The organism is Actinosynnema sp. CS-041913 (assembly GCF_050942485.1).
Classification (GTDB): Bacteria; Actinomycetota; Actinomycetes; order Mycobacteriales; family Pseudonocardiaceae; genus Actinosynnema.
This window is the reverse complement of the sequence record NZ_CP192037.1, coordinates 7,293,512-7,315,453: the sequence shown is the minus strand read 5'-3', so window position 1 is coordinate 7,315,453 and position 21,942 is coordinate 7,293,512. Positions and strand designations below refer to the sequence as shown.

The window sequence follows — 21,942 nt, the reverse complement described above, 5'->3', positions numbered from 1 at the left end:
ATCCTGTCCGTTCCGGGGTGGGGCTGCGACGGGTTGGTCCGGACGGCTTACCCTAGGTGGCATGCTCAACCGCATCGACCTGCGAGGTCGGGTTCCGTCTCCGGCTGAACTGCGCGCCGCGCTGCCGCGCGCCGAAGTGGACGTCGACGCGGTGCTGCATCACGTGCGGCCGATGGTGGCAGCGGTGCGGGAACGCGGCGCGGAGGCCGCGCTGGAGTTCGGCGAGCGGTTCGACAAGGTGCGCCCCGCCACGGTGCGGGTGCCGACGGCCGAACTGGACCGCGCGCTGGCCGGGCTGGACCCCGCCGTGCGGGAGGCGCTGGAGGAGTCCATCGCCCGCGCCCGCAAGGTGCACGCCGACCAGCGGCGCGCCGACACCACGACGCAGGTGGTGCCCGGCGGCACGGTGACCGAGCGCTGGGTGCCGGTGGCGCGGGTCGGCCTCTACGCGCCCGGCGGCCTGGCCGTCTACCCGTCCAGCGTGGTCATGAACGTGGTCCCGGCGCAGATCGCCGGCGTCGAGTCGCTGGTGGTCTGCTCACCGCCGCAGGCCGAGTTCGGCGGCCTGCCGCACCCGGCGATCCTGGCCGCCGCCGCGCTGCTCGACGTGACCGAGGTGTGGGCGGTCGGCGGGGCGCAGGCGGTGGCGCTGCTCGCGTACGGCGGGGTCGACACCGACGGCGGCGAACTCGCGCCGGTCGACCTGGTGACCGGGCCGGGCAACATCTACCTGACGGCCGCCAAGCGCCTGCTGCGCGGGGTGATCGGCATCGACGCCGAGGCCGGTCCGACCGAGATCGCGATCCTGGCCGACGACACCGCCGACCCGGTGCACGTGGCGGCGGACCTGATCAGCCAGGCCGAGCACGACACGCTGGCGGCGAGCGTGCTGGTGACGACGTCGGCCGGACTGGCGGACGCGGTGGACGCCGAGCTGGAGCGCCAGGTCGGCGCGACCAAGCACGCCGACCGGATCGCGACCGCGTTGCGGGGCAGGCAGTCCGGCACGGTGCTGGTGTCCACTGTGGACGACGGGCTGACCGTGGTGGACGCCTACGCCGCCGAGCACCTGGAGATCCAGACCGCGGAGGCGCGGGAGGTCGCGGCACGGGTCCGCGCGGCCGGCGCGGTCTTCGTCGGCGCGCACTCCCCGGTGTCGCTGGGCGACTACTGCGCGGGCTCCAACCACGTGCTGCCCACGGGCGGCTGCGCGCGGCACTCGTCGGGCCTGTCGGTGCAGACGTTCCTGCGCGGCATCCACGTCGTGGACTACAGCGAGGACGCGCTGCGCGAGGTCGCGTCGAAGGTGGTCGCGCTGGCCAACGCCGAAGACCTGCCCGCGCACGGCCAGGCCGTCACCGCGAGGTTCCGCGGATGAGGCCGATCGGCGACCGGGTGGAACTGGCCGACCTGCCCCTGCGCGAGGACCTGCGTGGCCGCACGCCCTACGGAGCGCCGCAGCTCGACGTCCCCGTTCGGCTCAACACCAACGAGAACCCGTACCCGCCGACGCCCGCGCTGGTCGCCGACGTGACGCGGGAGGTCGCCGCGGTGGCGGGCGGGCTGCACCGGTACCCGGACCGCGACGCGGTGGCGCTGCGCCGGGACCTGGCGGCCTACCTGTCGTCGTCCACCGGCGTGTCGCTGACCGAGCGGAACCTGTGGGCCGCCAACGGTTCCAACGAGGTGCTCCAGCAGATCCTCCAGGCGTTCGGCGGTCCGGGCCGGACCGCGCTGGGCTTCGAGCCGTCGTACTCGATGCACCCGATCATCGCGGCCGGCACCCGCACCGAGTGGACGCCCACGCCCCGGCGCGCGGACTTCTCGCTGGACACCGGGAAAGCGGCGGAGATCATCGCCTCCCGGCGGCCGGACGTGGTGTTCGTGACGAGCCCGAACAACCCCACCGGGCAGAGCATCCCGACCGAGGACCTGCGGGGCCTGATCGAGGCCGCGCCCGGCATGGTCGTGGTGGACGAGGCCTACGCGGAGTTCTCGTCGCGGGAGAGCGCGGTGTCGCTGCTGGCTTCCTATCCCGAAAAGCTCATCGTCAGCCGCACGATGAGCAAGGCGTTCGCGTTCGCCGGCGGCCGGCTGGGCTACCTGGCCGCCGCGCCCGCCGTGGTCGACGCGTTGCTGCTGGTGCGCCTGCCGTACCACCTGTCGGCGCTGACGCAGGCCGCCGCCAGGGCTTCGCTGCGGCACGCGGCCGAGACGCTGGGATCGGTGGCGCTGCTGGCGGCCGAGCGGGACCGGGTGATGGACGCGTTGGCGGGCCTGGGGTTCGACGTCGTGCCGAGCGACGCGAACTTCGTGCTGTTCGGGTGGTTCGAGGACGCGCACGCGACGTGGCGGTCCTATTTGGAGCGTGGTGTGCTGATCAGGGACGTCGGTATCGCGGGTCATCTGCGGGTGACGGTCGGGACTCCGGAGGAGAACGACGCGTTCCTCGTGGCGAGCAAGGAGGTTGGCCGGTGAGCCGGGTCGGCAAGGTGGAGCGGACCACCAAGGAGTCGTCGGTGTACGTCGAGGTCGACCTCGACGGCTCCGGCCAGGTCGAGATCGGCACCGGGGTGCCGTTCTACGACCACATGCTGACCGCGCTGGGCGTGCACGGGTCGCTGGACCTCGTCGTGCGCGCGTCCGGCGACGTGGAGATCGACGCACACCACACGGTCGAGGACGTGGCCATCGTGCTGGGGCAGGCGTTGCGGGAAGCGTTGGGGGACAAGGCGGGCATCCGCCGGTTCGGCGACGCGTGGATCCCGATGGACGAGACGCTGGCGCACGCGGCGGTGGACGTCTCCGGGCGGCCGTACTGCGTGCACCTGGGCGAGCCGGCCGAGTTCACCACCTTCACCATCGGCGGCAACTACCCGTTCGTGCTGAACCGGCACGTGTTCGACTCGCTGGCGTTCCACGCCGGGATCGCGCTGCACGTGCGGGTGGAGTACGGGCGCGACCCGCACCACATCGCCGAAGCGCAGTTCAAGGCGATCGCGCGGGCTCTGCGGGCCGCCGTGGAGCCGGACCCCAGGGTCGGCGGGGTGCCGTCCACCAAGGGCGTCCTGTAATGCCCAAGGAGTACGTGGTGATCGGACTCCTCGCCCTGGCGGGGTTCCTGATCGGCGGGGTGTACAGCACGTGGAAGACGGCTCGCGGGATGGCGGTCGTGCTCGGCGTGCTGGCCCTGATCGCGGTGGGCGGTGCGGTCGTGTGGCTGCTGTAGCCGTTCGGCCGCCGGTCGTTCGCCCGCCGGTCGTTCAGCCGTCGAGCTTTCGCGAACAGCCGCCGGTCAGGTGCCGCCTTCGCTGGCGGGTTTGAGCTTGGGCGCGCCCGGGCCGTCCACCGCCTGCTCGTCCTCGAAGTTGTGCAGGAAGCAGCTCCGCAGGGACAGGCAGCCGCAGCCGATGCACGAGGTCAGCCGGTCGCGCAGGCGGATCAGCGCGTCGATGCGCGCGTCGAGTTCGGCGTGCCAGGCGGTGGACAGCCTGCTCCAGTCGGACTTGGTCGGCGTCCGGTTGTCCGGCAGCGTGGCCAGCGCGTCGTGCACGTCCTCCAGGCTCAGGCCCACCCGCTGCGCGGTGCGGATGAACGCCAACCGCCGCAGCACCGAGCGCGCGTACCGGCGCTGGTTGCCCGCCGTGCGCTCGGACGCGATCAGGCCCCGGTCCTCGTAGAACCGCAGCGCGGTGTGCGGCACACCGCTCCGCTCGGCGACCTGGCCGATGGTCAACATCTCCGGCAACTTGCTCACCTGCCCATCCTAAGCCTTGACCTCCACCTAAGTCGAAGTTGTTGGGTGGGGACATGGCAGTGACGAGCGAGTTGGGCTTCGCGGACATCCCCGCGCTGTTCCAGCGGATGTCCGGGGACGAGAAGCACGAGTGGGCGGCGGCATCGACGCTGCACGTGCTGTGGGTGCTCTACGACCGGGTGCTGGACGTGTCGCCGGACCGGGTGGACGACCCGGATCGGGACCGGTTCCTGCTGTCGAAGGGGCACGGGCCGATGGCGTACTACGCCGTGCTGGCCGCCAAGGGTTTCCTCGATCCGTCCGTTCTGGACACTTGGACCGAGTGGGACTCGCCGCTGGGGCAGCACCCCGACCGGGTGCTGGTGCCGGGCGTCGAGATCAGCAGCGGGTCGCTCGGGCACGGGATGCCCATCGGCGTCGGCGTGGCGCTCGGGCTGCGGTTGCAGCAGCGGTCCTCGCGGGTGGTCGTGCTGGTCGGGGACGCCGAGTTGGACGAGGGCAGCAACCACGAGGCGATCGCGCTGGCGGGGCGGCTGGGGCTGGACAACTTCACGGTCGTGGTGGTGGACAACGAGTCCGGCACGCACGGGTGGCCCGGCGGGGTGGCTGCCCGCTTCGCCGTGGAGGGCTGGGAGACGTCCACTGTGGACGGACGTGACGAGGACGCGCTGCACTCGGCGTTCACGCAGGAGCACCCCGGCCGTCCGCTGGCCGTGGTCGCGCGGATCAGCAGGGGGGACTGAATGACCATGCGGCAGGTGTTCGCGGACACCGTGCAGGACGTGATGGCGCACGATCCCCGGGTCGCGGTCGTGCTCGCGGAGATATCACGCGACGCTTTCGAGCCGTCGCCTCGGGTGATCAACGTGGGAATTCGCGAGCAGGCGATGGTGGGGGTCGGGAGCGGGCTGGCGTTGAGCGGGATGCGGCCGGTGGTGCACACCTACGCGCCGTTCCTGGTCGAGCGGCCGTTCGAGCAGATCAAGTTGGATTTCGGGCACCAGGATGTGGGTGGGGTGCTCGTGAGCATCGGCGGGTCTTATGACGATCCGGTGTGGGGGCGGACTCATCAGGCGCCGGGGGATGTCGCATTGTTCGACACCTTGCCCGGGTGGCGGGTAGTGGTGCCGGGGCATTCCGGCGAGGTCGAGTCCGTGGTGCGGTCCGCGTTGGCTTCTGCTGATCGGATCTATATCCGGCTGTCGTTGCGGGAGAATGCTGTGGCGTACCCGGTGGTCGAGGGGTTCACCGAGGTGCGTCGTGGGTCTGGTGGGGTTGTTGTCGCTGTTGGGCCCATGTTGGACACGGTGCTGGCCGCTACCGAGGGGGTGGATGTGACCGTGTTGTACGCGACTTCCGTGCGGCCGTTCGATGGTGCCGGACTGCGGGCCGCTGTTGGTCGTGGGCGGGCTGATGTGTTGTTGGTCGAGCCTTATCTGGAGGGGACTTCGGCTCATCTCGCTTCCTCGGCCTTGGAGGATGTGCCTCATCGGTTGAGGTCTTTGGGGGTGCGGCGGGAATCCGAGTTGCGGGCTTATGGGACGGCTTCGGACCACGATTCCGCGCATGACCTGGATGTGCTGGGGATTGCGGCGGCTGTCCGGCGGATGTTCGGGGGGTCGCGACCGCTTCGGGTTTAAAAATAAAAGCGGACGCTCGCCGCCGGGCAGGACACGAGACCTCTTCTGTGTGCTCGCGCCGGACTTGGTCCGTGCGTCGGGTGCTTCTGGTCGGCTTGGTGCGGCATGATCTCCTGTCGTGAGCTTGTCTCGGACGTTGATCTGGACTCCGGTGCCCGCTGCTTCGTTGCAGTTGGCGTTGCACCGTGCGGCGGCCGGCCCGGCTGCCCTGGTGCCGGTGGGGTCCGGGACCGTGTTGTTGCCCCGGCGGTCGATCGGCTTTTCGGCCGCCGTCCGGTTCGCCGCGCAGGTTCGGGAGGTCGGCGGCGGCTCCGCGTTCCTGGTCCGGTGGGACGGTGGCGGTGTGGTCTGGTCGGACGGGGCGCTCGCCGGCTTCTCGTACAGCGGGGGCGCCCGGCGGTTGGTCGGTGTGGTCGGGTGGTGGCGGTTGAAGGCCGTGGTCGGCGAGTTGTCGTTGCCTGCCGATGTCGCCGAGGTCCGTGCCCTGGTCGACGAAGGTCGGGCCGACACCTGGGTTGCCGCGTTGCCCGACCGGGCCGGGCTGGCGATCAACACGGTGCTTCCCGTGGTGCCGGTGACGCAGGGTGGGGCGCCGTTGGCCTAGCCTGGTCCGGTGGCACGAGTCGTCGTACTGGACTACGGATCCGGCAACCTGCGTTCCGCCGAACGCGCGCTCGAACGCGTCGGCGCCTCCGTCGAGGTGACTTCCGACCATCGGGCCGCCCTGGACGCGGACGGGCTGGTCGTGCCGGGCGTCGGGGCGTATGCCGCCTGCATGGCCGGGTTGAACTCGGTCAAGGGCGGTCGGATCGTCGGCGAGCGGTTGGCCGGTGGGCGTCCGGTGCTCGGGATCTGCGTCGGCATGCAGATCCTGTTCGAGCGGGGGATCGAGCACGGTGTGCTCACCGACGGCTGCGGCGAGTGGCCCGGCACGGTGGAGCGGCTGGAGGCACCCGTCGTGCCGCACATGGGGTGGAACACCGTCCGTGCGCCTGAGGGCACGAAGTTGTTCGCCGGGTTGGATGCCGACACGCGGTTCTACTTCGTTCACTCGTACGGGGTGCGCAAGTGGGAGTTGGAGTCGTCCGACGTGATCCGTCCTCCGCTGGTCACGTGGGCGACGCACGGTGGCGACGACTTCGTGGCCGCCGTCGAGAACGGGCCGTTGTGGGCCACGCAGTTCCACCCCGAGAAGTCGGGTGACGCGGGGGCTCGACTGCTGGAGAACTGGCTGCACAGCTTCCGGTGACGCGCCGCCGGCGCAAGCCAGGGGGTGCGACTGCCCCGGAGCAGTGGCAACTACGCTGTTCGGCGTGACTTTCACGCTGCTTCCGGCTGTTGACGTGGCCAACGGCCTGGCCGTCCGACTCGTGCAGGGCGAAGCCGGCACCGAGACCTCTTACGGCGAACCGCTGGACGCCGCGCTCGCGTGGCAGCGCGACGGCGCGGAGTGGGTGCACCTGGTCGACCTCGACGCCGCGTTCGGGCGGGGCGGCAACCGCGAGCTGCTGGCCCGTGTCGTGGGCGAGTTGGACGTCCGGGTGGAGCTGTCCGGCGGCATCCGGGACGACGAGTCGCTGGCCGCCGCGCTCGCGACCGGCTGCGCCCGGGTGAACCTGGGCACCGCCGCGCTGGAGGACCCGGTGTGGTGCGCGAAGGTCATCGCCGAGCACGGGGACAAGATCGCCGTGGGGCTGGACGTCCGGATCACCGAGGAGGGCCACCGGCTGGCCGCGCGGGGCTGGACGCAGGACGGCGGCGACCTGTGGGAGGTGCTGGATCGGCTGGACCGGGACGGCTGCGCCCGCTACGTCGTCACCGACGTGAGCAAGGACGGCACGTTGCAGGGGCCGAACGTCGGGCTGCTGCGGGAGGTCTGCGCGCGGACCGACGCGCCGGTGATCGCGTCCGGCGGCGTGTCCAGCGTGGACGACCTGGTGGCGCTGTCCGCGCTGGCCCGGGACGGGGTCGAGGGCGCGATCGTCGGCAAGGCCCTGTACGCCGGGGCGTTCACGCTTCCCGAGGCGCTCGAAGCTGTGCGCTGACCGCCTTCCGGAACTCCGCGGTGATGTGGGCCTCCGCCGCGGCCGAGGTGATGCCGGTCGCCGCCATCACCTTGGCCGCGGTGCCTTCTCCCTCGGCCAGCAGGCCCAGCAGGATGTGCTCGGTGCCGACGAAAGTGTGACCCAGGCGCAGCGCCACCCGGACGGTCAGCTCCAGGGCCTTCTTGCAGTGCGCGCTGAACGGCTGCTGCTCCGGTCGCTGCCGGCTGGTGTTGTCCAGGGCGTTCAGGGTGGCCAGCCGGGTGGTGCCCTCGGCGCCCTCCAGCTTCGCGATGGTCTTCGCCGCCAGGCCGCCGGACTCGTCCATCAGGCCGAGCAGCAGGTGCTCGGTGCCGATCCGCTCGCTGAACCGGGCGTGGTGGCGGGCCAGCACGACGACCCGGCGGGCGCGGTCGGTGTAGCGGTCGAAGCTGGGCTTGAGCTCCGGGGACTCCTTGGGCACGAAGCGCTTCTGCGCGGCCTGCTTGGTGACGCCGATGCTCTCGCCGATGTCGGTCCAGCTCGCGCCCGAGCGGCGGGCCTCGTCCACGAAGTGCCCGATCAGGTGATCCCCGAGTTCGTCGAGCTGCGCGCTCAGCTCCACGGCCGCCGTGAGTCTCGCCAACGCGTCCACGTGCTCGTGGGCGACGGTGACGATGAGGTCGGTCAACTGGACCGGCGTGGTGACCACCCGTCAACTCTAGGTTGACGGAAAGCGAGCGTCAACCTAGAGTTGACGGAGGTCGGGCCGGGCTGATCTCGATGCCCACCGTGCCGGTGCGGCCCCGGCGGAAACGGCTGCCCAACAGGGTGAGCTTGCCGACAATCCCGTACTTTCGCCCGATCAGGTGGCGGGCGTGGTCGCTCGCCCGCTCGTCCAGAACCTTCGCCCGCGCGGGCGCGGGGTCGCCGGTCGGGTTGCCCTTGAAGTCGCAGGGTGCGATGGTGACCTCGGGGTTGTTGCGGATCCGCTTCACCTTGCCCGCCTCGGCGGCGGACCAGACGTAGATCACTTCGCCTTGGCGCACCGCCCAGACCGGCGTGTGCACCGGGATGCCGCTCCTGCGGAACGTCGTGAGCAAGAGGTACTTGTCGTCCCCGAGGGTCATGGGGACACGCTAGACCGGGGCGTAGTGTCACGCTCGGGGCCTACAGAGGAGACGCATGTCCACTGAACGACGGATCGGCCCGGCGAAGGAACGCGACCGGCTTGCGGACGCCCGTGAGGACGAACGCGCTCATGCGGCGATCCGGAACGTCAGGGCGGCCCGCATGATCGCGGGCCGCGCGGGCAGCGCGGAAGAGTGCTCGCTGCTGCTGGAGATGCTCGGCATCGAACTGGCGGAGGACCGCCGCTAGCGAACCGGCCGCCGCTGACAGCCCGAGGGCCCCGTTCCAGCCGGAACGGGGCCCTCGGTTCGATCCGTGGATCAGATCAGGTTGACGTTCGTGGCCTGGGGGCCCTTGGCGCCCTGGCCGACGTCGAAGCTCACGCGCTGGTTCTCCTCCAGGCTGCGGTAGCCGTTGCCCTGGATCTCCGAGTAGTGGACGAACACGTCGGTGCCGCCGTCCTCGGGGGAGATGAAGCCGAAGCCCTTCTCCGAGTTGAACCACTTCACAGTGCCCTGGGCCATCTGAAATCTCTTCTCATACGGGTGCCGGCGGGCGCTTGTGCGCCACCGTTGGCCGGTTCGCGGCGGGGACTCTCCCGAGGAACCCGCAGGAAAATCACACGCTCGAAACACGTTTCGCGAGCGTGGATGACACGGACACAAAACCTACGACCACTACCAGTGAACCACGGCCGGGCCGCGAATGGTGCATCGGCATCCCGAAATCGTGGCCCGGCGATCCTCCCGAGTGGCCGTCGGGGAGATTCCGGCCACACCCACCGGTCGCCGGGCGCGGGCTTTCGACCTCGTCCGCGAGGCCTTGGCCTGGGTGCACGCGGTGCGCCGGCCGGAGTTCCGGGAAGCGGCGGGTCGATCCGCGCACCGGGCGTGTCGCGGCTGAGCGAAAGGTCACACGGGTGGCGGGAATCGCCGTGTGACGTCCCCGTAGGCTTCGTCCCATGTCGGTCGCGGTACGCGTGATTCCCTGCCTGGACGTCGATCGGGGGCGGGTGGTGAAGGGGGTCAACTTCACCAACCTGGTGGACGCCGGCGACCCGGTCGAGCTGGCCCGCGCCTACGACGCCGAGGGCGCCGACGAGCTGACCTTCCTGGACGTGACGGCGTCCTCGTCCGACCGCGAGACGACGTTCGACGTGGTCCGCCGCACGGCCGAGCAGGTGTTCATCCCGCTCACCGTCGGCGGCGGCGTGCGGACCCCCGAGGACGTGGACAAGCTGCTCCGGGCCGGCGCGGACAAGGTCGGCGTGAACACCGCCGCCATCGCGCGCCCCGAGCTGCTCGGCGAGCTGTCCCGGCGGTTCGGCGCGCAGTGCATCGTGCTGTCGGTCGACGCCCGCCGCGTGCCCGAGGGCGGGCGGCCGACGCCCTCCGGCTTCGAGGTCACCACGCACGGCGGGCGCACGGGCACCGGCATCGACGCCGTCGAGTGGGCCGCCCGCGGCCAGGAGCTGGGCGTCGGCGAGATCCTGCTGAACTCCATGGACGCCGACGGCACGAAGGCCGGGTTCGACCTGGAGCTGATCAGGATGGTCCGCAAGGTGGTCGACGTGCCGCTCATCGCCAGCGGCGGTGCCGGGGAGGTCGACCACTTCCCGCCGGCGATCGGGGCCGGCGCGGACGCCGTGCTCGCCGCGAGCGTCTTCCACTTCGGCGAGCTGCGCATCGGCGACGTCAAGAAGGGCCTGCGGGACGCGGGCGTGGAGGTGCGCTGAATGCTGCGCGAAGCACCCGCGGAGGTCCGGCTGGCGGCCCTGATCGGCGCGGCGGGCGGCCTGCTGTTCGTCCTCGAAGGGCTGATCCGCTGGCAGCTCGACGGCGACGGGGCGGTGGTCAAGTTCCCGCTCATCGTCCTGGTGCTGGAACTGCTGGCGGTGGGCGGCCTGCTGGCCAGGTTCCGGCCCGCCCGCCTGACCGCCGCGTTCGTCTACGGCCTGGTGGGGCTGATCCACCTGCTGGCGGTGCTCAACCAGGGCCCGGTCTGGGTCCGCCTGCTGTCCGGCGTGCTGTCCGCCGCGCACATCTTCGCCGTCGTCCTGCTGAACACCCGACCCGCCCGGCTGCACTTCGGAGGACCCCGGTGACCGGCGCCCTCGACCCGACGATCGCCGCGCGGCTCAAGCGCACCGCGGACGGCCTCGTGTGCGCGGTGGCGCAGCGCCGTGGGACGAACGAGGTGCTCATGGTCGCGTGGATGGACGACGAGGCCCTGCACCGCACCCTCACCACGCGCCGTGCCACGTACTACTCACGCAGTCGTCAGCAGTTGTGGGTGAAGGGCGAGACGTCCGGCCACACGCAGTACGTGCACGAGGTGCGGCTGGACTGCGACGGCGACACCGTGCTGCTGCTGGTCGACCAGGTGGGCGCGGCCTGCCACACCGGGGACCGGACGTGCTTCGACTCGACCGTGCTGCTGGGCGAGGCCCCGGCCGACTGAAGCCGGTCGGCCGATGTCGCCGTCAGCCGATGTCGCCGGTCAGGTAGCGCTGGAGGTTGGGCGCGACGGCCTTGACCATCGTCTCGACGTCGGCGGAGGCCAGCGGCTCGAACCGGACGACGTACCGGACCATGCCCATGCCGAAGATCTGGCTGGCGGCGAGCGTCGCCCGCAGGTCGGGCCGGTCGGTCCCGACACTGGCCACGACCCGCCGCAGCAGGGTGCGGACGAAGAACTCCCGCAGCACCTCCGCCACCCGGTCGTGGGCGGTGACGCTGCGCATGAGTGCGGCGAAGTGACCGCCCTCGGTCGCGTCCCAGATGCCGAGGAAGTTGCGCACGATCCGCTCGCCGATCTCCTCGACCGGCCCTTGGAGCAGCCGTCCGACCAACTCGTTCGGGTCGATCGGCACCTGGAGCACCGCCTTGGCGAACAGACCTTCCTTGCTCCCGAACCAGTGGTTGACCATGGCCGCGTCCACCCCCGCCCGAGCGGCGATGGACCGCACCGTCGCGCCTTCGTAGCCCCGCTCGACGAACGTCTCGCGGGCGGCGGCGAGCAACGCGGCTTTGGTGTCCTCACCACCCGCGCGGCGGCCTCGGCGTTTCGGCTCGGTCTCTTGCGTGCCTTCGTTCACTTCTCCATCATGGGCCAAGTCACAGGTATATTTCAACGTGCGATGAAATATCGGTCACCCAGCGTCACTCTCAGCCGGACTCCCCGGCATTGTCGGTACCTCGTGGGACGATCGAAACCGGGGGCCGGAGGCCACGCCCTTCGCACGCGGAGGGCGACGGCGATGAGCGGGCGAGGCCACCCGCCGAGCGCCTGACCAGCGCCGGTGCGAGCCGCCAAGCCGGGGCCGGCGCGAGCTGCCAAGCCGAAGCCGGTGCGAGCCGCCGAGCCGAAGCCGGTGCGAGCCGCCGAGCCGAAGCCGGTGCGAGCCGCCGCCCCGGAGACCACGCCCACCGCCGGCGCCCGGCAACCGGCCGGGTCCGGCGGCCCGAGGCCACCTTGAGTCCGGCGGCCGAAGCCCATATAGGACGGCACGGCAGAATGGCGCCCATGGTGAGCGTCATCGGTGCAGGCGCGGGTCTGGGCGAGGTCAGCCCGACGCGTGAGGAGTTCCGCGAACTCGCCGCGCAGCGGCGGGTCATCCCGGTGGTGCGCCGGCTGCTCGCGGACGCGGAGACCCCCGTAGGCCTCTACCGCAAACTGGCGGCCGACCGGCCCGGCACGTTCCTGTTCGAGTCCGCCGAGAACGGCCGCTCGTGGTCCCGCTGGTCGTTCGTCGGCGTACGCAGCGCCGGAGCCCTCACCGCGACCGGCGGCGAGGCGTTCTGGCTCGGGCCGCACCCGGTGGGCCTGCCCGAGGGCGGCGACCCGCTGGCCGCCCTGCGCGAGACGATCGAGGTGCTGCGCACCGACCCGCTGCCCGGCCTGCCCCCGCTGACCGGCGGCATGGTCGGCTACATCGGCTACGACGCCGTGCGCCGCCTGGAGAAGCTGCCCGACCTCGCCGAGGACGACCTCGCGCTCCCCGAGCTGGTGATGCTGCTGGCCACCGACCTGGCCGCCCTCGACCACCACGAGAGCACCGTCACGCTCATCGCCAACGCCATCAACTGGGACGACTCCGAGGAGCGCGTCGACGCCGCGTACGACGACGCGGTGGCCCGCCTGGACCTGATGACCCAGGACCTGCAGAGCCCCGCGCCGCCCACGGTCGCCGTGTTCGCCCGCCCGAAGCCGGAGTTCGTGCGCCGCCGGTCGCAGCAGGAGCACCACGCGGTCGTGGAGAAGGCCAAGGAGGCGATCCGCGCGGGCGAGGCGTTCCAGGTCGTCCTGTCGCAGCGGTTCGAGATGCGCACGAGCGCGGACCCGCTGGACATCTACCGCGTGCTGCGCACCTCCAACCCCAGCCCGTACATGTACCTGCTGCGGCTGGACGACTTCGACATCGTCGGGTGCAGCCCCGAGTCGCTGGTCACCGTGCGCGACGGCAAGGCCACCACGCACCCCATCGCGGGCACCCGCTGGCGCGGCGTGGACGAGGAGGAGGACGCGCTGCTGGAGAAGGACCTGCTGGCCGACCACAAGGAACGCGCCGAGCACCTGATGCTGGTCGACCTGGGCCGCAACGACCTGGGCCGGGTGTGCAAGCCGGGCACGGTGACCGTGGTCGACTTCTTCAAGGTCGAGCGGTACAGCCACGTCATGCACATCGTGTCCACGGTCAGCGGGGAACTCGCCGAGGGGCGCACCGCGTTCGACGCCGTGGCCGCGTGCTTCCCGGCGGGGACGCTGTCCGGCGCGCCCAAGCCGCGCGCGATGGAGCTGATCGAGGAGCTGGAGCCGACGCGGCGCGGCCTGTACGGCGGTGTCGTGGGCTACCTGGACTTCGCGGGCGACGCGGACACGGCCATCGCCATCCGCACCGCGCTGGTGCGGGACGGCGTCGCGTACGTGCAGGCGGGCGGCGGCATCGTGGCCGACTCCGACCCGGTGGCCGAGGACAACGAGTGCCTGAACAAGGCGGGCGCGGTGCTCTCCGCCATCGCGACCGCGCAGACCATGGCCCCGGCGGTGGACCCCGCGCGTGTCTGAGGCGCCTGCCGGACGCCCGAAGCGTCCACTGTGGATCACCGTGCTGCTGTTGCTGCTCGGCGCGGCAGCGCTGTGGGGCTCCTCGCGGCTCGTCTGGGACGCTTCGGCGGATCGGAGGGGCGAGGAGGTCGTGCCCGCCCTCGTGCCGCTGGCGTTGCTGTGCCTGGCCGCGATCGCCGCCGTGGTGGCGTTGAGCGGCTGGGTGCGGCGGGTCCTCGGCGTCGTCGTGGTCGCCGCGGGCGGCACGGCGGCGTTCCTCGGGCTGGCGGAGTCCGGGGCTCTTGCAGGCCGCGCACCGGCCGTCCTGGGCGGTGCGCTCGTGCTCGGCGCGGGCGTCCTGCTGGTCGTGCGCGGCGCCGCCATGCCGCGGCTGGGCGGCGGCTACCAGACGCCCGGCGCGGCCAAGCGCGCGACCGATCCCGAACGGGAGCTGTGGAACGCCTTGGAGCGCGGTGACGATCCCACGGACCGGGACTGACCGGCGGCTGACGGCCGGCTGACCTCCGGCCGCCGCACGTTTGCGCACGTCGGCTCGGAAGGGCCCCGGTCAACTGCGCGAACGGGACTACCCGGTGGCCGGACGGGGTTTGTGACGGGGTTAGCATCCTCGTGGCGGGAAGGGGAGCATGACGTGCGGGAGCTTGCGAGCGAACTGGATGGACTGACGGACACGGGCGAGGTGCTCGGATGACCGTGCTGGAGTCGATCATCGAAGGCGTCCGCGAAGACCTCGCCGCGCGCGAGGCGGAACTGCCCTTCGACGTGCTCAGGGAGAGGGCCGCCAAGGTGGCGCCGCCGCAGGACGTGATGGCGGTCCTGCGGTCGCCGGGCGTGGGTGTGATCGCGGAGGTGAAGCGGCGCAGCCCGTCCAAGGGCGCGCTGGCCGAGATCCCGGAACCGGCGGACCTGGCGGCGCAGTACGAGGCGGGCGGCGCGCGGGCGATCAGCGTGCTGACCGAGCGGCGCCGCTTCGGCGGGTCGTTGGCGGATTTCGACGCGGTGCGGGCGGCGGTCGGTGTTCCGTTGCTGCGCAAGGACTTCATCGTCAGCCCGTACCAGGTGCACGAGGCGCGCCTGCACGGCGCGGACCTGGTGCTGCTGATCGTGGCGGCGCTGGAGCAGAACGCCCTGGTGTCGCTGCTGGACCGGGTGGAGTCGCTGGGCATGACGGCGCTGGTGGAGGTGCACACGGCCGAGGAGGCCGACCGCGCGCTGGAGGCGGGCGCGGGCGTGATCGGCGTGAACGCGCGCAACCTGCACACGCTGGAAGTGGACAAGGACGTGTTCGGGCGGATCGCGCCCGGCCTGCCCTTCGAGACGATCAAGATCGCCGAGTCCGGGGTGACCGGGCCGGGCGACCTGATGGCCTACGCGGGCGCGGGGGCCGACGCGGTGCTGGTCGGCGAATCACTCGTGACGAGCGGCGACCCCAAGGTCGCGGTGAACAAGCTGGTGACGGCGGGCTCGCACCCCGCATGTCCCCGGCCGAGCCGGTAAGGGAGTAGCGCATGTCGCGCGGCCACTTGGCACCGACACCCCACGACCCCGACGAGCGGGGCCACTTCGGGCCGTGGGGCGGCCGGTACATGCCGGAAGCGCTCATCGCCGCCGTGGACGAGCTGGCGGCCTTCTACGAGAAGGCGCGGATCGACCCGGAGTTCCTGGACGAGTTCTTCCGGCTGCTGCGCGACTACGCCGGGCGGCCGTCGCTGCTTACGGAGGCCCCGAAGTTCGCCGCGCACGCCGGTGGGGCGCGGGTGTTCCTCAAGCGGGAGGACCTGAACCACACCGGCTCGCACAAGATCAACAACGTGCTGGGCCAGGCGCTGCTCACCAAGCGGATGGGCAAGCAGCGCGTCATCGCCGAGACCGGCGCGGGCCAGCACGGCGTCGCGACCGCCACGGCGTGCGCCCTGATGGGCCTGGACTGCGTCATCTACATGGGCGAGGTCGACACCAAACGGCAGGCGCTGAACGTGGCGCGGATGCGGCTGCTGGGCGCCGAGGTGATCCCGGTCAAGACGGGGTCGCGGACGCTGAAGGACGCGATCAACGAGGCCCTGCGCGACTGGGTCGCCAACGTGGACGACACGCACTACCTGCTCGGCACGGCGGCGGGTCCGCACCCGTTCCCCGTGCTGGTCCGGGACTTCCACCGGGTGATCGGCGTCGAGGCGCGCGCCCAGGTGCTGGAGCAGGCCGGCCGGCTGCCCGACGTGGTGGCGGCCTGCGTGGGCGGCGGGTCGAACGCCATCGGCATCTTCCACGGCTTCATCGACGACCCGTCGGTGCGCCTGGTCGGCCTGGAGCCGGGCGGCGACGGCATCGAGACCGACCGGCACGGGGCGACCCTGACCGTCGGCACGCCGGGCTCGCTGCACGGCGCGATGTCGTACGTGATGCAGGACGAGGACGGCCAGATCACCGAGGCGCACTCCATCTCGGCCGGTCTGGACTACCCGGGCGTGGGCCCGGAGCACGCGCACCTGAAGGACACCGGCCGCGCCGAGTACCGCCCGGTGACCGACGCGGAGGCCATGGAGGCGTTCGCGCTGCTGTCCCGGACCGAGGGCATCATCCCGGCCATCGAGTCGGCGCACGCGCTGGCGGGCGCGCTCGTCCTGGGCCGTGAGCTGGGCCCGGAGGGGTTGATCGTGGTGAACCTGTCCGGCCGGGGCGACAAGGACATGGACACCGCGATCGAGTGGTTCGGGCTGGGAGTGGAGTCATGAGCAGGCTGGCCGAGGTGTTCGACACGTGCCGGTCCGAGTCGCGGGCGGCGCTGATCGGCTACCTGCCCGCCGGGTACCCCACGGTCGAGGGGTCGAAGGACGTGCTGCGGACGATGGTGTCGTCCGGGTGCGACCTGGTGGAGGTCGGGCTGCCGTACTCCGACCCGGTGATGGACGGGCCGACCATCCAGGTGGCGTCGGAGCAGGCGTTGCGTGGCGGGTTCCGGGTGCGGGACCTGTTCGGGGTGGTCGAGTCGGTGGCCGCGCTCGGTGGGCGGGCGGTCGTGATGACGTACTGGAACCCCGTGCTGAAGTACGGGGTGGACGCGTTCGCCCGTGACCTGGCGGCGGCCGGCGGGCTGGGGCTGATCACGCCCGACCTGGTGCCCGACGAGGCCGCGGAGTGGCTGGCGGCGTCCGAGGAGCACGACCTGGACCGGATCTTCCTGGTGGCGCCTTCGTCCACCGAGGAGCGCATCGACCTCACCGCGCGATCTTCGCGGGGGTTCTTGTACGCGACTTCGGTCATGGGTGTGACCGGCGCGCGCGACGTCGTGTCCTCGGCCGCTCCGGCGCTGGTCTCGCGCGTGCGGGAGCACACGGACATCCCGGTGGCGGTCGGTCTGGGCGTGCGGTCCGGGGCTCAGGCGGCCGAGCTGGCGGCGTTCGCGGACGGGGTCATCGTGGGCTCGGCCTTCGTGACAGCCGTGCGCGACGACACCGTGGCCGCGCTGACCGCGGAGCTGGCTCACGGCGTCCGCCAGGTTCCCACTCCGGCCTGAGAACACACCATCGTGTGAACCGACCTCCGGGGCCCTGATCAGGCCCCGGAATTGTCGGTGCGCGTCGGCAAGCTGGCCCCATGAACACGCCCGCTACCGATCCGACGTGCGACACTGGCGCGTGTCGGGCAATCTCTGGAGGTGATGCACCGTGGCGGTGCCGGCCGACTACCTGTTGCCCAGGCACAGCGGCAGTTGGACCTTGGACGACGTTCTCGCGTTGCCCGAGGACAATTCCCAGCGGGTGGAGCTCATCGACGGTTCGCTCATCGTGAGCCCGCTCGGCACGAGTCATCACCAGGCTCTCATCGGCGACGCCTACGCCGCGCTGCGGTCCGCCTGTCCACCCGGCCACAAGGCCACCGTCGAGCTGAACGTGGCGCTGCCGAGCGGCGTCCTGTTGATTCCGGACTTCACCGTGACCAAACGTCCCGACTTCAAGGGCCTGCTCTTCCCCGTCGAGGACCTGGTGCTCGTCGGGGAGGTCGCGTCGCCCAGTACCCGGTTCAAGGACTACGGCGTCAAACGTCAGCGGTATGCCGAGGCCGGGGTGCCGTATTACCTGGTCGTCGACCCCAAGCACGCCGAGGTCACGGCGACCTTGTTCGAGTTGGAGGCGGGGGAGTACGTCGAAGCGGCACGTAGCGAGGCGGGCGTGCTGAAGCTCGACAGACCCTTCCCGGTAACAATCGAGCTGTCGCCGTAGGCCGGTTCGGCCCACCCACTACGGTGGTGGCCGTGGTGACGACTTTCCTCGCGACGATCCCCAGTCCCGATCGGGGCGTGTGGCAGCTAGGGCCGATCCCGATCCGCGCCTACGCGCTGTGCATCATCCTCGGCATCATCCTGGCCATCTGGTGGGGTGAACGGCGCTGGGTGGCCCGTGGTGGGCTGAAGGGCGAGGTCACGGACATCGCGGTGTTCGCCGTGCCGTTCGGGTTGATCGGCGGCCGGCTCTACCACGTCGCGACCGACTACGACAAGTACTTCGGCGAGGGCAAGAACCCGTGGGACGCCTTCGCCATCTGGAACGGCGGCCTCGGCATCTGGGGCGCCATCGCGCTGGGCGCGGTCGGGGCGTGGATCGCGTGTCGGCGGCGGGGGATTCCGCTGCCCGCGATGGCGGACGCGGTCGCGCCGGGCATCGTGGTCGCGCAGGCCGTCGGGCGGCTCGGCAACTACTTCAACCAGGAGCTCTACGGCGGTCCCACCACGCTGCCGTGGGGTCTGGAGATCTACGAGCGGGTCAACCCGGCGACCGGGCTGAAGGACGAGCTGGGCGGCGTGGCGCTGGACCACACGCCGGTCGAGATCGTGCACCCCACGTTCCTGTACGAGCTGCTGTGGTGCCTGGGCGTGGCGCTGGTGATCGTGTGGGCCGACCGGAAGTTCCGGCTGGGCCACGGGCGGGTGTTCGCGCTGTACGTCGCGGGCTACACGGCGGGCCGGTTCTGGATCGAGATCATGCGGACCGACCCGGCGACGCAGGTCCTCGGGCTGCGCATCAACGTCATCACGTCGGTGGTGGTGTTCCTCGGCGCGGTCGCCTACTTTCTGCTGGCCGCGAAGAGGGGCGACCGCGAGGTCATCGTGCGTGACGGCGGCGCGACCGTAGACGGCGGCGGGTCCGGTGCGGAGCCTCACGCCGCCGACAGCGCCGCCGACCGGGCCGACGACGCCGACGGAACGGATGCGAAGCCGGGGTCCGCCGTGGCCCCGGATGTGAAGTCGGGGTCCGCGGTGGTCCCGGATGTGAAGTCGGGGTCAGCCGCGGTCCCGGACGCGAAGTCCGAGCCCACCTCGGTCCCCGACGCGAAGCCCGAGTCGGCCACCGTCCCGGACACCAAGGGCGGGTCGTCCAAGGTCCCGGACACCAAGCCGGGTGAGAAGCCGGGCGAGTAGGTCCCATGCGCATACTCGTCGTCGAAGATGACGACCGGGTGGCGCGTGGACTGCTCACCGCTCTGCGGCACGCGGGCTACGAGGTCCACCGGGTGGCGACGGCCGCCGCCGCGCTGGACGCGCCGCCCGCCGACGTCGTGCTGCTGGACCTGGGCCTGCCCGACAAGGACGGCCTGGACGTGCTGCGCGAGCTGAGGCACCGGCCGGGCACGGCGGTCATCACGGTCACCGCGCGAGGCGAAGAGCGCGAACGGGTCCTGGGCCTCCGGGCGGGCGCGGACGACTACGTGGTCAAGCCCTTCGGCACGGCCGAGCTGCTGGCCCGCATCGAAGCGGTGCTCCGCCGCACCCGCGCCGCACGGGCGGCCGAGGACCACGGACACCGGGTGACCCTCGGGCCGCTGTCCCTGGACTCCGCGACCCGCGAGGCGACCGTCGACGGCGAACCGGTCCCGCTGACCCGCAAGGAGTTCGACCTGCTCGCCCTGCTCGTGACGAGGGCGGGGACGGTGGTCAGCCGGGACCTGATCGTGGACCAGGTGTGGCAGGCGCACTGGGAGGCCCCGTCGCGCACTCTGGACACCCACATCGCCGCCCTGCGCGGCAAGCTGGGCGACGCGGTGAAGATCGAGACGATCCGCGGAGTGGGCTACCGGGCGGCAGCCCACTCCTGACGTCGGCTCACCGAGTCGGGCTCACTGAATTCGGCTCACCGAGTCCCGGCTGACCGGAATCCCGTGGTCGACCGGGATCACCAGAGGTGGGCGACGTCCACGACGACCCGCCCCGGTAGCGTGAACACCCGGAACGGCAGCCGGGCCCGGACCCCGAGCCCGACCGTGGTCTGCCCTTCGAACGACCCGGCCCACGCGACCTGCCGGAACGTCGAATACCCGGTCACATCCACCAGCTCGGCCCGGTTCGGGTACGTGTAGGTGGGGTTGCCGGCGTCGTCGTAGGCCGGCGAGTAGACGACCACCTGCAGCTTCGCCCCGCCCCGCAGCGGCACCAACCGCCCGGACCCGTCCTCGTACACGTCGTCGACGTACTGGACGAAGTACCCGTCGTTCGTGCCCCGGAAGTCGAACACCAGCCGGTCGTAGCAGTCCTGGCGACCGGATCTGATGTCGGTGAGGTTCCCGGACGCGGTAGGCGACGCGACCTTGGGCGACGAGCCCCACTCGATACCGCAGTACCCGGGCGCGGCCGACGCCGCGGGCACCACCACAACCACCAAGGCCGAGACCAGGGCGAAGACCGATAACGCAAGACGGCGAACCATCGACACCATCCCCCTTCAGACGACCGGGAATCCCCGGTACTCCCACATGACGCCGGTCACACCGCCGAGGTTGCGCCATCCCCTCGCCGCTCCGGTTCGCACACCTCGCAACCACTCGCCTGGCCCAACGGCAGCCGTGCACCCGCTCAGTCGCTGCCTGCACCTCCGCCGCCCGGGGCCGTTCCGGATGAGGAAGCCGACCGGGTGGGGCAGGATGGCGTGCCGACCCCCTGACGAGGTGTGATGCTGCGCCGACTGCTCGTCCTCATCGTGCCGCTGCTGGTGGCGCTGGTCGCGGCGCTCGGGGTGCCGCTCGCGTTCGCCGTGGTCCAGGGCGAGAGCCAGGAGACCTACCTGGACCGCCTGGGCGACGCCGGCCGGTTCGCCTCGCTCGCCGAGAACGCCCTCGCCTCCGGCCGCCGCACCGCCCTGCGCGAGGAGCTGTTCCGCTACGACCAGCTCTACGGCATCGCCGCCGCCCTGATCAGCACCGACCGCACGGTGCTCGAAAGCTCCCGCGAGCCGTTCCACCTCACCGACCCGGACGTCGAGACCGGCCTGGACGCGGCGTTCAGCGGCTACCGGGGCGAAGCGGACAGGTCGATCTGGCCGTGGGAGGACGTCGACCTCGTCGTGGTGGAGCCGGTCGGCCGGGACAGCGAAGTGGTCGCGGCGGTGGTGACGATCTCGCCCACCGGGGGGCTGCGCGCGGCGATCCTGCGGCAGTGGGGGCTGCTGGCGTTGATCGGCCTGGTGCCGATGCTCGGTGTGGTGGCGGTGGCGTGGCCGATGTCGCGGTGGGTGTTGCGGCCGGTCCGGACGTTGGACGACGCCACCGCCGCCGTCGCCGGCGGGCAGCTCGACGTGCGGGCCGACGAGGTGGACGGGCCGCCTGAGCTGCGAAGGCTCGCCGCGTCCTTCAACGCCATGGTGGACGTCGTCAGCCGCGCCCTCCGCCGCCAGCGGGCCTTCGTGTCGGACGCCTCCCACCAGCTTCGCAACCCCCTCGCCAGCCTCCGGCTCGCGGTCGACAACCTCGCGCCGCACGTCACGGACGACGCCGGCCGGGAAGCCCAGCGCATCGCCGTGGACGAAGCCGAGGAGATGGGCCGCGTCTTGGACACCCTGCTCGCCGCGACCCGCCTGGACAGCGCCTCCGCCGCCGAACCGGTCGAGGTCGACTCGCTGCTGGCCACGCACGTGCCCGGCTGGCGGGCGTTGGCCGGGGACATCGCGCTGGACGTCGACGTGCCGGCGGGCCTGCGCGTGCTGGAGCCGCCCGGTGGGCTCGGCAGTGTGCTGGACGAACTCGTCGGCAACGCCATCCGCCTGTCCGGCGCGACCCGGATCGAGGTCTGGGGCGCCGCGCACGGCGACAAGGTCGAGCTGCACGTCACCGACGACGGCGCAGGGCTGGCCGCGGAGGACCGCAAGCTGGCGATGCGCCGGTTCTGGCGCGCGGCACGGCACCAGAACATCGCGGGCACCGGGTTGGGGCTGTCGATCTGCGCCGAGCTGATCGCCAGTGCCGGCGGTGACCTCCGGCTCCAGCCGGTCGAGCCGCACGGACTGGACGCCGTGGTCGTGCTCAAGTCCGGAGGGCTCGACGCGTAGCCGGACAAGGTGCG

At 71.6% G+C, this 21,942-nt stretch carries 28 protein-coding genes; 22 read left to right on the top strand and 6 right to left on the bottom strand.

The window, feature by feature from the left end; all coding sequences use genetic code 11:
• Positions 1-61: 61 nt before the first annotated feature.
• The 4 genes from hisD to ACQPZF_RS32755 are packed head-to-tail and all read left to right on the top strand — an operon-like array spanning position 62 to position 3,229.
• Positions 62-1,378: a histidinol dehydrogenase gene (gene hisD, locus ACQPZF_RS32770; RefSeq protein WP_433263634.1), complete on the top strand. Its 1,317-nt coding sequence runs from the start codon at positions 62-64 to the stop codon at positions 1,376-1,378.
• Complete coding sequence (locus ACQPZF_RS32765) at positions 1,375-2,478, top strand: histidinol-phosphate transaminase (protein ID WP_433263632.1); 1,104 nt, start codon at positions 1,375-1,377, stop codon at positions 2,476-2,478. The genes hisD and ACQPZF_RS32765 overlap by 4 nt, the downstream gene beginning before the upstream one ends.
• The gene (gene hisB, locus ACQPZF_RS32760) at positions 2,475-3,074 is read left to right on the top strand and encodes an imidazoleglycerol-phosphate dehydratase HisB (protein ID WP_433263630.1); all 600 of its coding nucleotides are present in this window, start codon (positions 2,475-2,477) and stop codon (positions 3,072-3,074) included. The genes ACQPZF_RS32765 and hisB overlap by 4 nt, the downstream gene beginning before the upstream one ends.
• 17 nt (positions 3,075-3,091) lie before the next feature.
• Complete coding sequence (locus ACQPZF_RS32755) at positions 3,092-3,229, top strand: hypothetical protein (RefSeq protein ID WP_433274992.1); 138 nt, start codon at positions 3,092-3,094, stop codon at positions 3,227-3,229.
• 66 nt (positions 3,230-3,295) lie between these two features.
• On the opposite strand, the gene soxR is transcribed toward ACQPZF_RS32755, so the two are convergent.
• Positions 3,296-3,739 carry a redox-sensitive transcriptional activator SoxR gene (gene soxR, locus ACQPZF_RS32750; RefSeq protein WP_433274810.1) on the bottom strand — a complete coding sequence of 148 codons (444 nt, stop codon included), beginning with the start codon at positions 3,737-3,739 and terminating at the stop codon, positions 3,296-3,298.
• 71 nt (positions 3,740-3,810) lie between these two features.
• Between soxR and ACQPZF_RS32745 the strand changes: the two genes are divergently transcribed.
• The 5 genes from ACQPZF_RS32745 (at position 3,811) to priA (ending at position 7,442) form a co-directional block, all read left to right on the top strand.
• Entirely contained in the window at positions 3,811-4,500 is a 690-nt protein-coding gene (locus tag ACQPZF_RS32745) for a thiamine pyrophosphate-dependent enzyme (protein WP_433263628.1), read from the top strand.
• Complete coding sequence (locus ACQPZF_RS32740) at positions 4,501-5,397, top strand: transketolase family protein (RefSeq protein WP_433263627.1); 897 nt, start codon at positions 4,501-4,503, stop codon at positions 5,395-5,397.
• A gap of 118 nt (positions 5,398-5,515) precedes the next feature.
• Positions 5,516-6,001, top strand: coding sequence for a hypothetical protein (locus ACQPZF_RS32735; RefSeq protein ID WP_433263625.1), 486 nt, complete (start codon positions 5,516-5,518; stop codon positions 5,999-6,001).
• A gap of 9 nt (positions 6,002-6,010) precedes the next feature.
• Entirely contained in the window at positions 6,011-6,646 is a 636-nt protein-coding gene (gene hisH / locus ACQPZF_RS32730) for an imidazole glycerol phosphate synthase subunit HisH (protein ID WP_433263623.1), read from the top strand.
• A 64-nt stretch (positions 6,647-6,710) separates the two neighbouring features.
• On the top strand, positions 6,711-7,442 hold the full coding sequence (priA, locus tag ACQPZF_RS32725) for a bifunctional 1-(5-phosphoribosyl)-5-((5-phosphoribosylamino)methylideneamino)imidazole-4-carboxamide isomerase/phosphoribosylanthranilate isomerase PriA (RefSeq protein WP_433263621.1): 732 nt from the start codon (positions 6,711-6,713) through the stop codon (positions 7,440-7,442).
• On the opposite strand, the gene ACQPZF_RS32720 is transcribed toward priA, so the two are convergent.
• Both ACQPZF_RS32720 and ACQPZF_RS32715 read right to left on the bottom strand, forming a co-directional pair.
• The gene (locus ACQPZF_RS32720; protein WP_433263619.1) at positions 7,408-8,130 is read right to left on the bottom strand and encodes a Clp protease N-terminal domain-containing protein; all 723 of its coding nucleotides are present in this window, start codon (positions 8,128-8,130) and stop codon (positions 7,408-7,410) included. The two genes, priA and ACQPZF_RS32720, sit on opposite strands and share 35 nt — an antisense overlap.
• Before the next feature lie 31 nt (positions 8,131-8,161).
• Positions 8,162-8,548, bottom strand: coding sequence for a PPOX class F420-dependent oxidoreductase (locus tag ACQPZF_RS32715; RefSeq protein ID WP_433263617.1), 387 nt, complete (start codon positions 8,546-8,548; stop codon positions 8,162-8,164).
• A 55-nt stretch (positions 8,549-8,603) separates the two neighbouring features.
• Between ACQPZF_RS32715 and ACQPZF_RS32710 the strand changes: the two genes are divergently transcribed.
• Positions 8,604-8,798, top strand: a complete 195-nt coding sequence (locus ACQPZF_RS32710; RefSeq protein ID WP_433263615.1) for a hypothetical protein — start codon at positions 8,604-8,606, stop codon at positions 8,796-8,798.
• Positions 8,799-8,869: 71 nt separating this feature from the next.
• Here ACQPZF_RS32710 and ACQPZF_RS32705 read toward each other — a convergent pair whose 3' ends face one another.
• Positions 8,870-9,073, bottom strand: a complete 204-nt coding sequence (locus ACQPZF_RS32705; protein WP_184690597.1) for a cold-shock protein — start codon at positions 9,071-9,073, stop codon at positions 8,870-8,872.
• A 437-nt stretch (positions 9,074-9,510) separates the two neighbouring features.
• On the opposite strand from ACQPZF_RS32705, the gene hisF reads away from it, so the two are divergent.
• The 3 genes from hisF to hisI are packed head-to-tail and all read left to right on the top strand — an operon-like array spanning position 9,511 to position 11,009.
• Positions 9,511-10,284 carry an imidazole glycerol phosphate synthase subunit HisF gene (hisF, locus tag ACQPZF_RS32700; protein WP_433263612.1) on the top strand — a complete coding sequence of 258 codons (774 nt, stop codon included), beginning with the start codon at positions 9,511-9,513 and terminating at the stop codon, positions 10,282-10,284.
• Positions 10,285-10,653: a hypothetical protein gene (locus ACQPZF_RS32695; RefSeq protein WP_433263611.1), complete on the top strand. Its 369-nt coding sequence runs from the start codon at positions 10,285-10,287 to the stop codon at positions 10,651-10,653. It abuts the gene before it with no gap.
• The gene (gene hisI, locus ACQPZF_RS32690; protein ID WP_433263609.1) at positions 10,650-11,009 is read left to right on the top strand and encodes a phosphoribosyl-AMP cyclohydrolase; all 360 of its coding nucleotides are present in this window, start codon (positions 10,650-10,652) and stop codon (positions 11,007-11,009) included. The genes ACQPZF_RS32695 and hisI overlap by 4 nt, the downstream gene beginning before the upstream one ends.
• Before the next feature lie 22 nt (positions 11,010-11,031).
• On the opposite strand, the gene ACQPZF_RS32685 is transcribed toward hisI, so the two are convergent.
• Positions 11,032-11,646 carry a TetR family transcriptional regulator gene (locus ACQPZF_RS32685; protein WP_433263607.1) on the bottom strand — a complete coding sequence of 205 codons (615 nt, stop codon included), beginning with the start codon at positions 11,644-11,646 and terminating at the stop codon, positions 11,032-11,034.
• Between the two features lie 428 nt (positions 11,647-12,074).
• Here ACQPZF_RS32685 and ACQPZF_RS32680 point away from each other — a divergent pair, with 428 nt between their 5' ends.
• From ACQPZF_RS32680 to ACQPZF_RS32645, 8 genes are all read left to right on the top strand, one after another.
• Positions 12,075-13,616, top strand: a complete 1,542-nt coding sequence (locus tag ACQPZF_RS32680) for an anthranilate synthase component I (protein WP_433263605.1) — start codon at positions 12,075-12,077, stop codon at positions 13,614-13,616.
• On the top strand, positions 13,609-14,094 hold the full coding sequence (locus tag ACQPZF_RS32675; RefSeq protein ID WP_433263603.1) for a Trp biosynthesis-associated membrane protein: 486 nt from the start codon (positions 13,609-13,611) through the stop codon (positions 14,092-14,094). The genes ACQPZF_RS32680 and ACQPZF_RS32675 overlap by 8 nt, the downstream gene beginning before the upstream one ends.
• Positions 14,095-14,303: 209 nt before the next feature.
• The gene (trpC, locus tag ACQPZF_RS32670; protein ID WP_433263601.1) at positions 14,304-15,113 is read left to right on the top strand and encodes an indole-3-glycerol phosphate synthase TrpC; all 810 of its coding nucleotides are present in this window, start codon (positions 14,304-14,306) and stop codon (positions 15,111-15,113) included.
• A gap of 11 nt (positions 15,114-15,124) precedes the next feature.
• Positions 15,125-16,348 (top strand): tryptophan synthase subunit beta, encoded by a 1,224-nt coding sequence (gene trpB, locus ACQPZF_RS32665; protein WP_433263599.1) that lies wholly within the window; start codon positions 15,125-15,127, stop codon positions 16,346-16,348.
• Entirely contained in the window at positions 16,345-17,130 is a 786-nt protein-coding gene (trpA, locus tag ACQPZF_RS32660) for a tryptophan synthase subunit alpha (RefSeq protein ID WP_433263597.1), read from the top strand. The genes trpB and trpA overlap by 4 nt, the downstream gene beginning before the upstream one ends.
• A gap of 151 nt (positions 17,131-17,281) precedes the next feature.
• Positions 17,282-17,836, top strand: coding sequence for a Uma2 family endonuclease (locus tag ACQPZF_RS32655; RefSeq protein ID WP_433263595.1), 555 nt, complete (start codon positions 17,282-17,284; stop codon positions 17,834-17,836).
• Positions 17,837-17,871: 35 nt separating this feature from the next.
• Positions 17,872-19,032, top strand: coding sequence for a prolipoprotein diacylglyceryl transferase (gene lgt / locus ACQPZF_RS32650; protein ID WP_433274808.1), 1,161 nt, complete (start codon positions 17,872-17,874; stop codon positions 19,030-19,032).
• Between the two features lie 5 nt (positions 19,033-19,037).
• Positions 19,038-19,706: a response regulator transcription factor gene (locus ACQPZF_RS32645; protein ID WP_433263593.1), complete on the top strand. Its 669-nt coding sequence runs from the start codon at positions 19,038-19,040 to the stop codon at positions 19,704-19,706.
• A 77-nt stretch (positions 19,707-19,783) separates the two neighbouring features.
• Here the strand turns inward: ACQPZF_RS32645 and ACQPZF_RS32640 are convergent, their stop codons facing one another.
• A complete protein-coding gene (locus ACQPZF_RS32640; RefSeq protein ID WP_433263591.1) occupies positions 19,784-20,314 on the bottom strand; it encodes an AMIN-like domain-containing (lipo)protein in 531 nt (176 codons plus the stop codon).
• Between the two features lie 243 nt (positions 20,315-20,557).
• Between ACQPZF_RS32640 and ACQPZF_RS32635 the strand changes: the two genes are divergently transcribed.
• Complete coding sequence (locus ACQPZF_RS32635) at positions 20,558-21,928, top strand: ATP-binding protein (protein ID WP_433263589.1); 1,371 nt, start codon at positions 20,558-20,560, stop codon at positions 21,926-21,928.
• The last annotated feature ends 14 nt before the right edge of the window (positions 21,929-21,942 follow it).

What these genes read in the sequence shown, in the direction of transcription:
- hisD (WP_433263634.1), top strand. Translation starts at nt 62, where the DNA reads ATGCTCAACCGCATCGACCTGCGAGGTCGGGTTCCGTCTCCGGCTGAA.
- ACQPZF_RS32765 (WP_433263632.1), top strand. Translation starts at nt 1,375, where the DNA reads ATGAGGCCGATCGGCGACCGGGTGGAACTGGCCGACCTGCCCCTGCGC.
- soxR (WP_433274810.1), bottom strand. Translation starts at nt 3,739, where the DNA reads ATGTTGACCATCGGCCAGGTCGCCGAGCGGAGCGGTGTGCCGCACACC.
- ACQPZF_RS32745 (WP_433263628.1), top strand. Translation starts at nt 3,811, where the DNA reads ATGGCAGTGACGAGCGAGTTGGGCTTCGCGGACATCCCCGCGCTGTTC.
- ACQPZF_RS32740 (WP_433263627.1), top strand. Translation starts at nt 4,501, where the DNA reads ATGACCATGCGGCAGGTGTTCGCGGACACCGTGCAGGACGTGATGGCG.
- ACQPZF_RS32715 (WP_433263617.1), bottom strand. Translation starts at nt 8,548, where the DNA reads ATGACCCTCGGGGACGACAAGTACCTCTTGCTCACGACGTTCCGCAGG.
- ACQPZF_RS32710 (WP_433263615.1), top strand. Translation starts at nt 8,604, where the DNA reads ATGTCCACTGAACGACGGATCGGCCCGGCGAAGGAACGCGACCGGCTT.
- ACQPZF_RS32705 (WP_184690597.1), bottom strand. Translation starts at nt 9,073, where the DNA reads ATGGCCCAGGGCACTGTGAAGTGGTTCAACTCGGAGAAGGGCTTCGGC.
- hisF (WP_433263612.1), top strand. Translation starts at nt 9,511, where the DNA reads ATGTCGGTCGCGGTACGCGTGATTCCCTGCCTGGACGTCGATCGGGGG.
- ACQPZF_RS32695 (WP_433263611.1), top strand. Translation starts at nt 10,285, where the DNA reads ATGCTGCGCGAAGCACCCGCGGAGGTCCGGCTGGCGGCCCTGATCGGC.
- ACQPZF_RS32680 (WP_433263605.1), top strand. Translation starts at nt 12,075, where the DNA reads ATGGTGAGCGTCATCGGTGCAGGCGCGGGTCTGGGCGAGGTCAGCCCG.
- trpC (WP_433263601.1), top strand. Translation starts at nt 14,304, where the DNA reads ATGACCGTGCTGGAGTCGATCATCGAAGGCGTCCGCGAAGACCTCGCC.
- trpB (WP_433263599.1), top strand. Translation starts at nt 15,125, where the DNA reads ATGTCGCGCGGCCACTTGGCACCGACACCCCACGACCCCGACGAGCGG.
- trpA (WP_433263597.1), top strand. Translation starts at nt 16,345, where the DNA reads ATGAGCAGGCTGGCCGAGGTGTTCGACACGTGCCGGTCCGAGTCGCGG.
- ACQPZF_RS32645 (WP_433263593.1), top strand. Translation starts at nt 19,038, where the DNA reads ATGCGCATACTCGTCGTCGAAGATGACGACCGGGTGGCGCGTGGACTG.
- ACQPZF_RS32640 (WP_433263591.1), bottom strand. Translation starts at nt 20,314, where the DNA reads ATGGTTCGCCGTCTTGCGTTATCGGTCTTCGCCCTGGTCTCGGCCTTG.
- ACQPZF_RS32635 (WP_433263589.1), top strand. Translation starts at nt 20,558, where the DNA reads ATGCTGCGCCGACTGCTCGTCCTCATCGTGCCGCTGCTGGTGGCGCTG.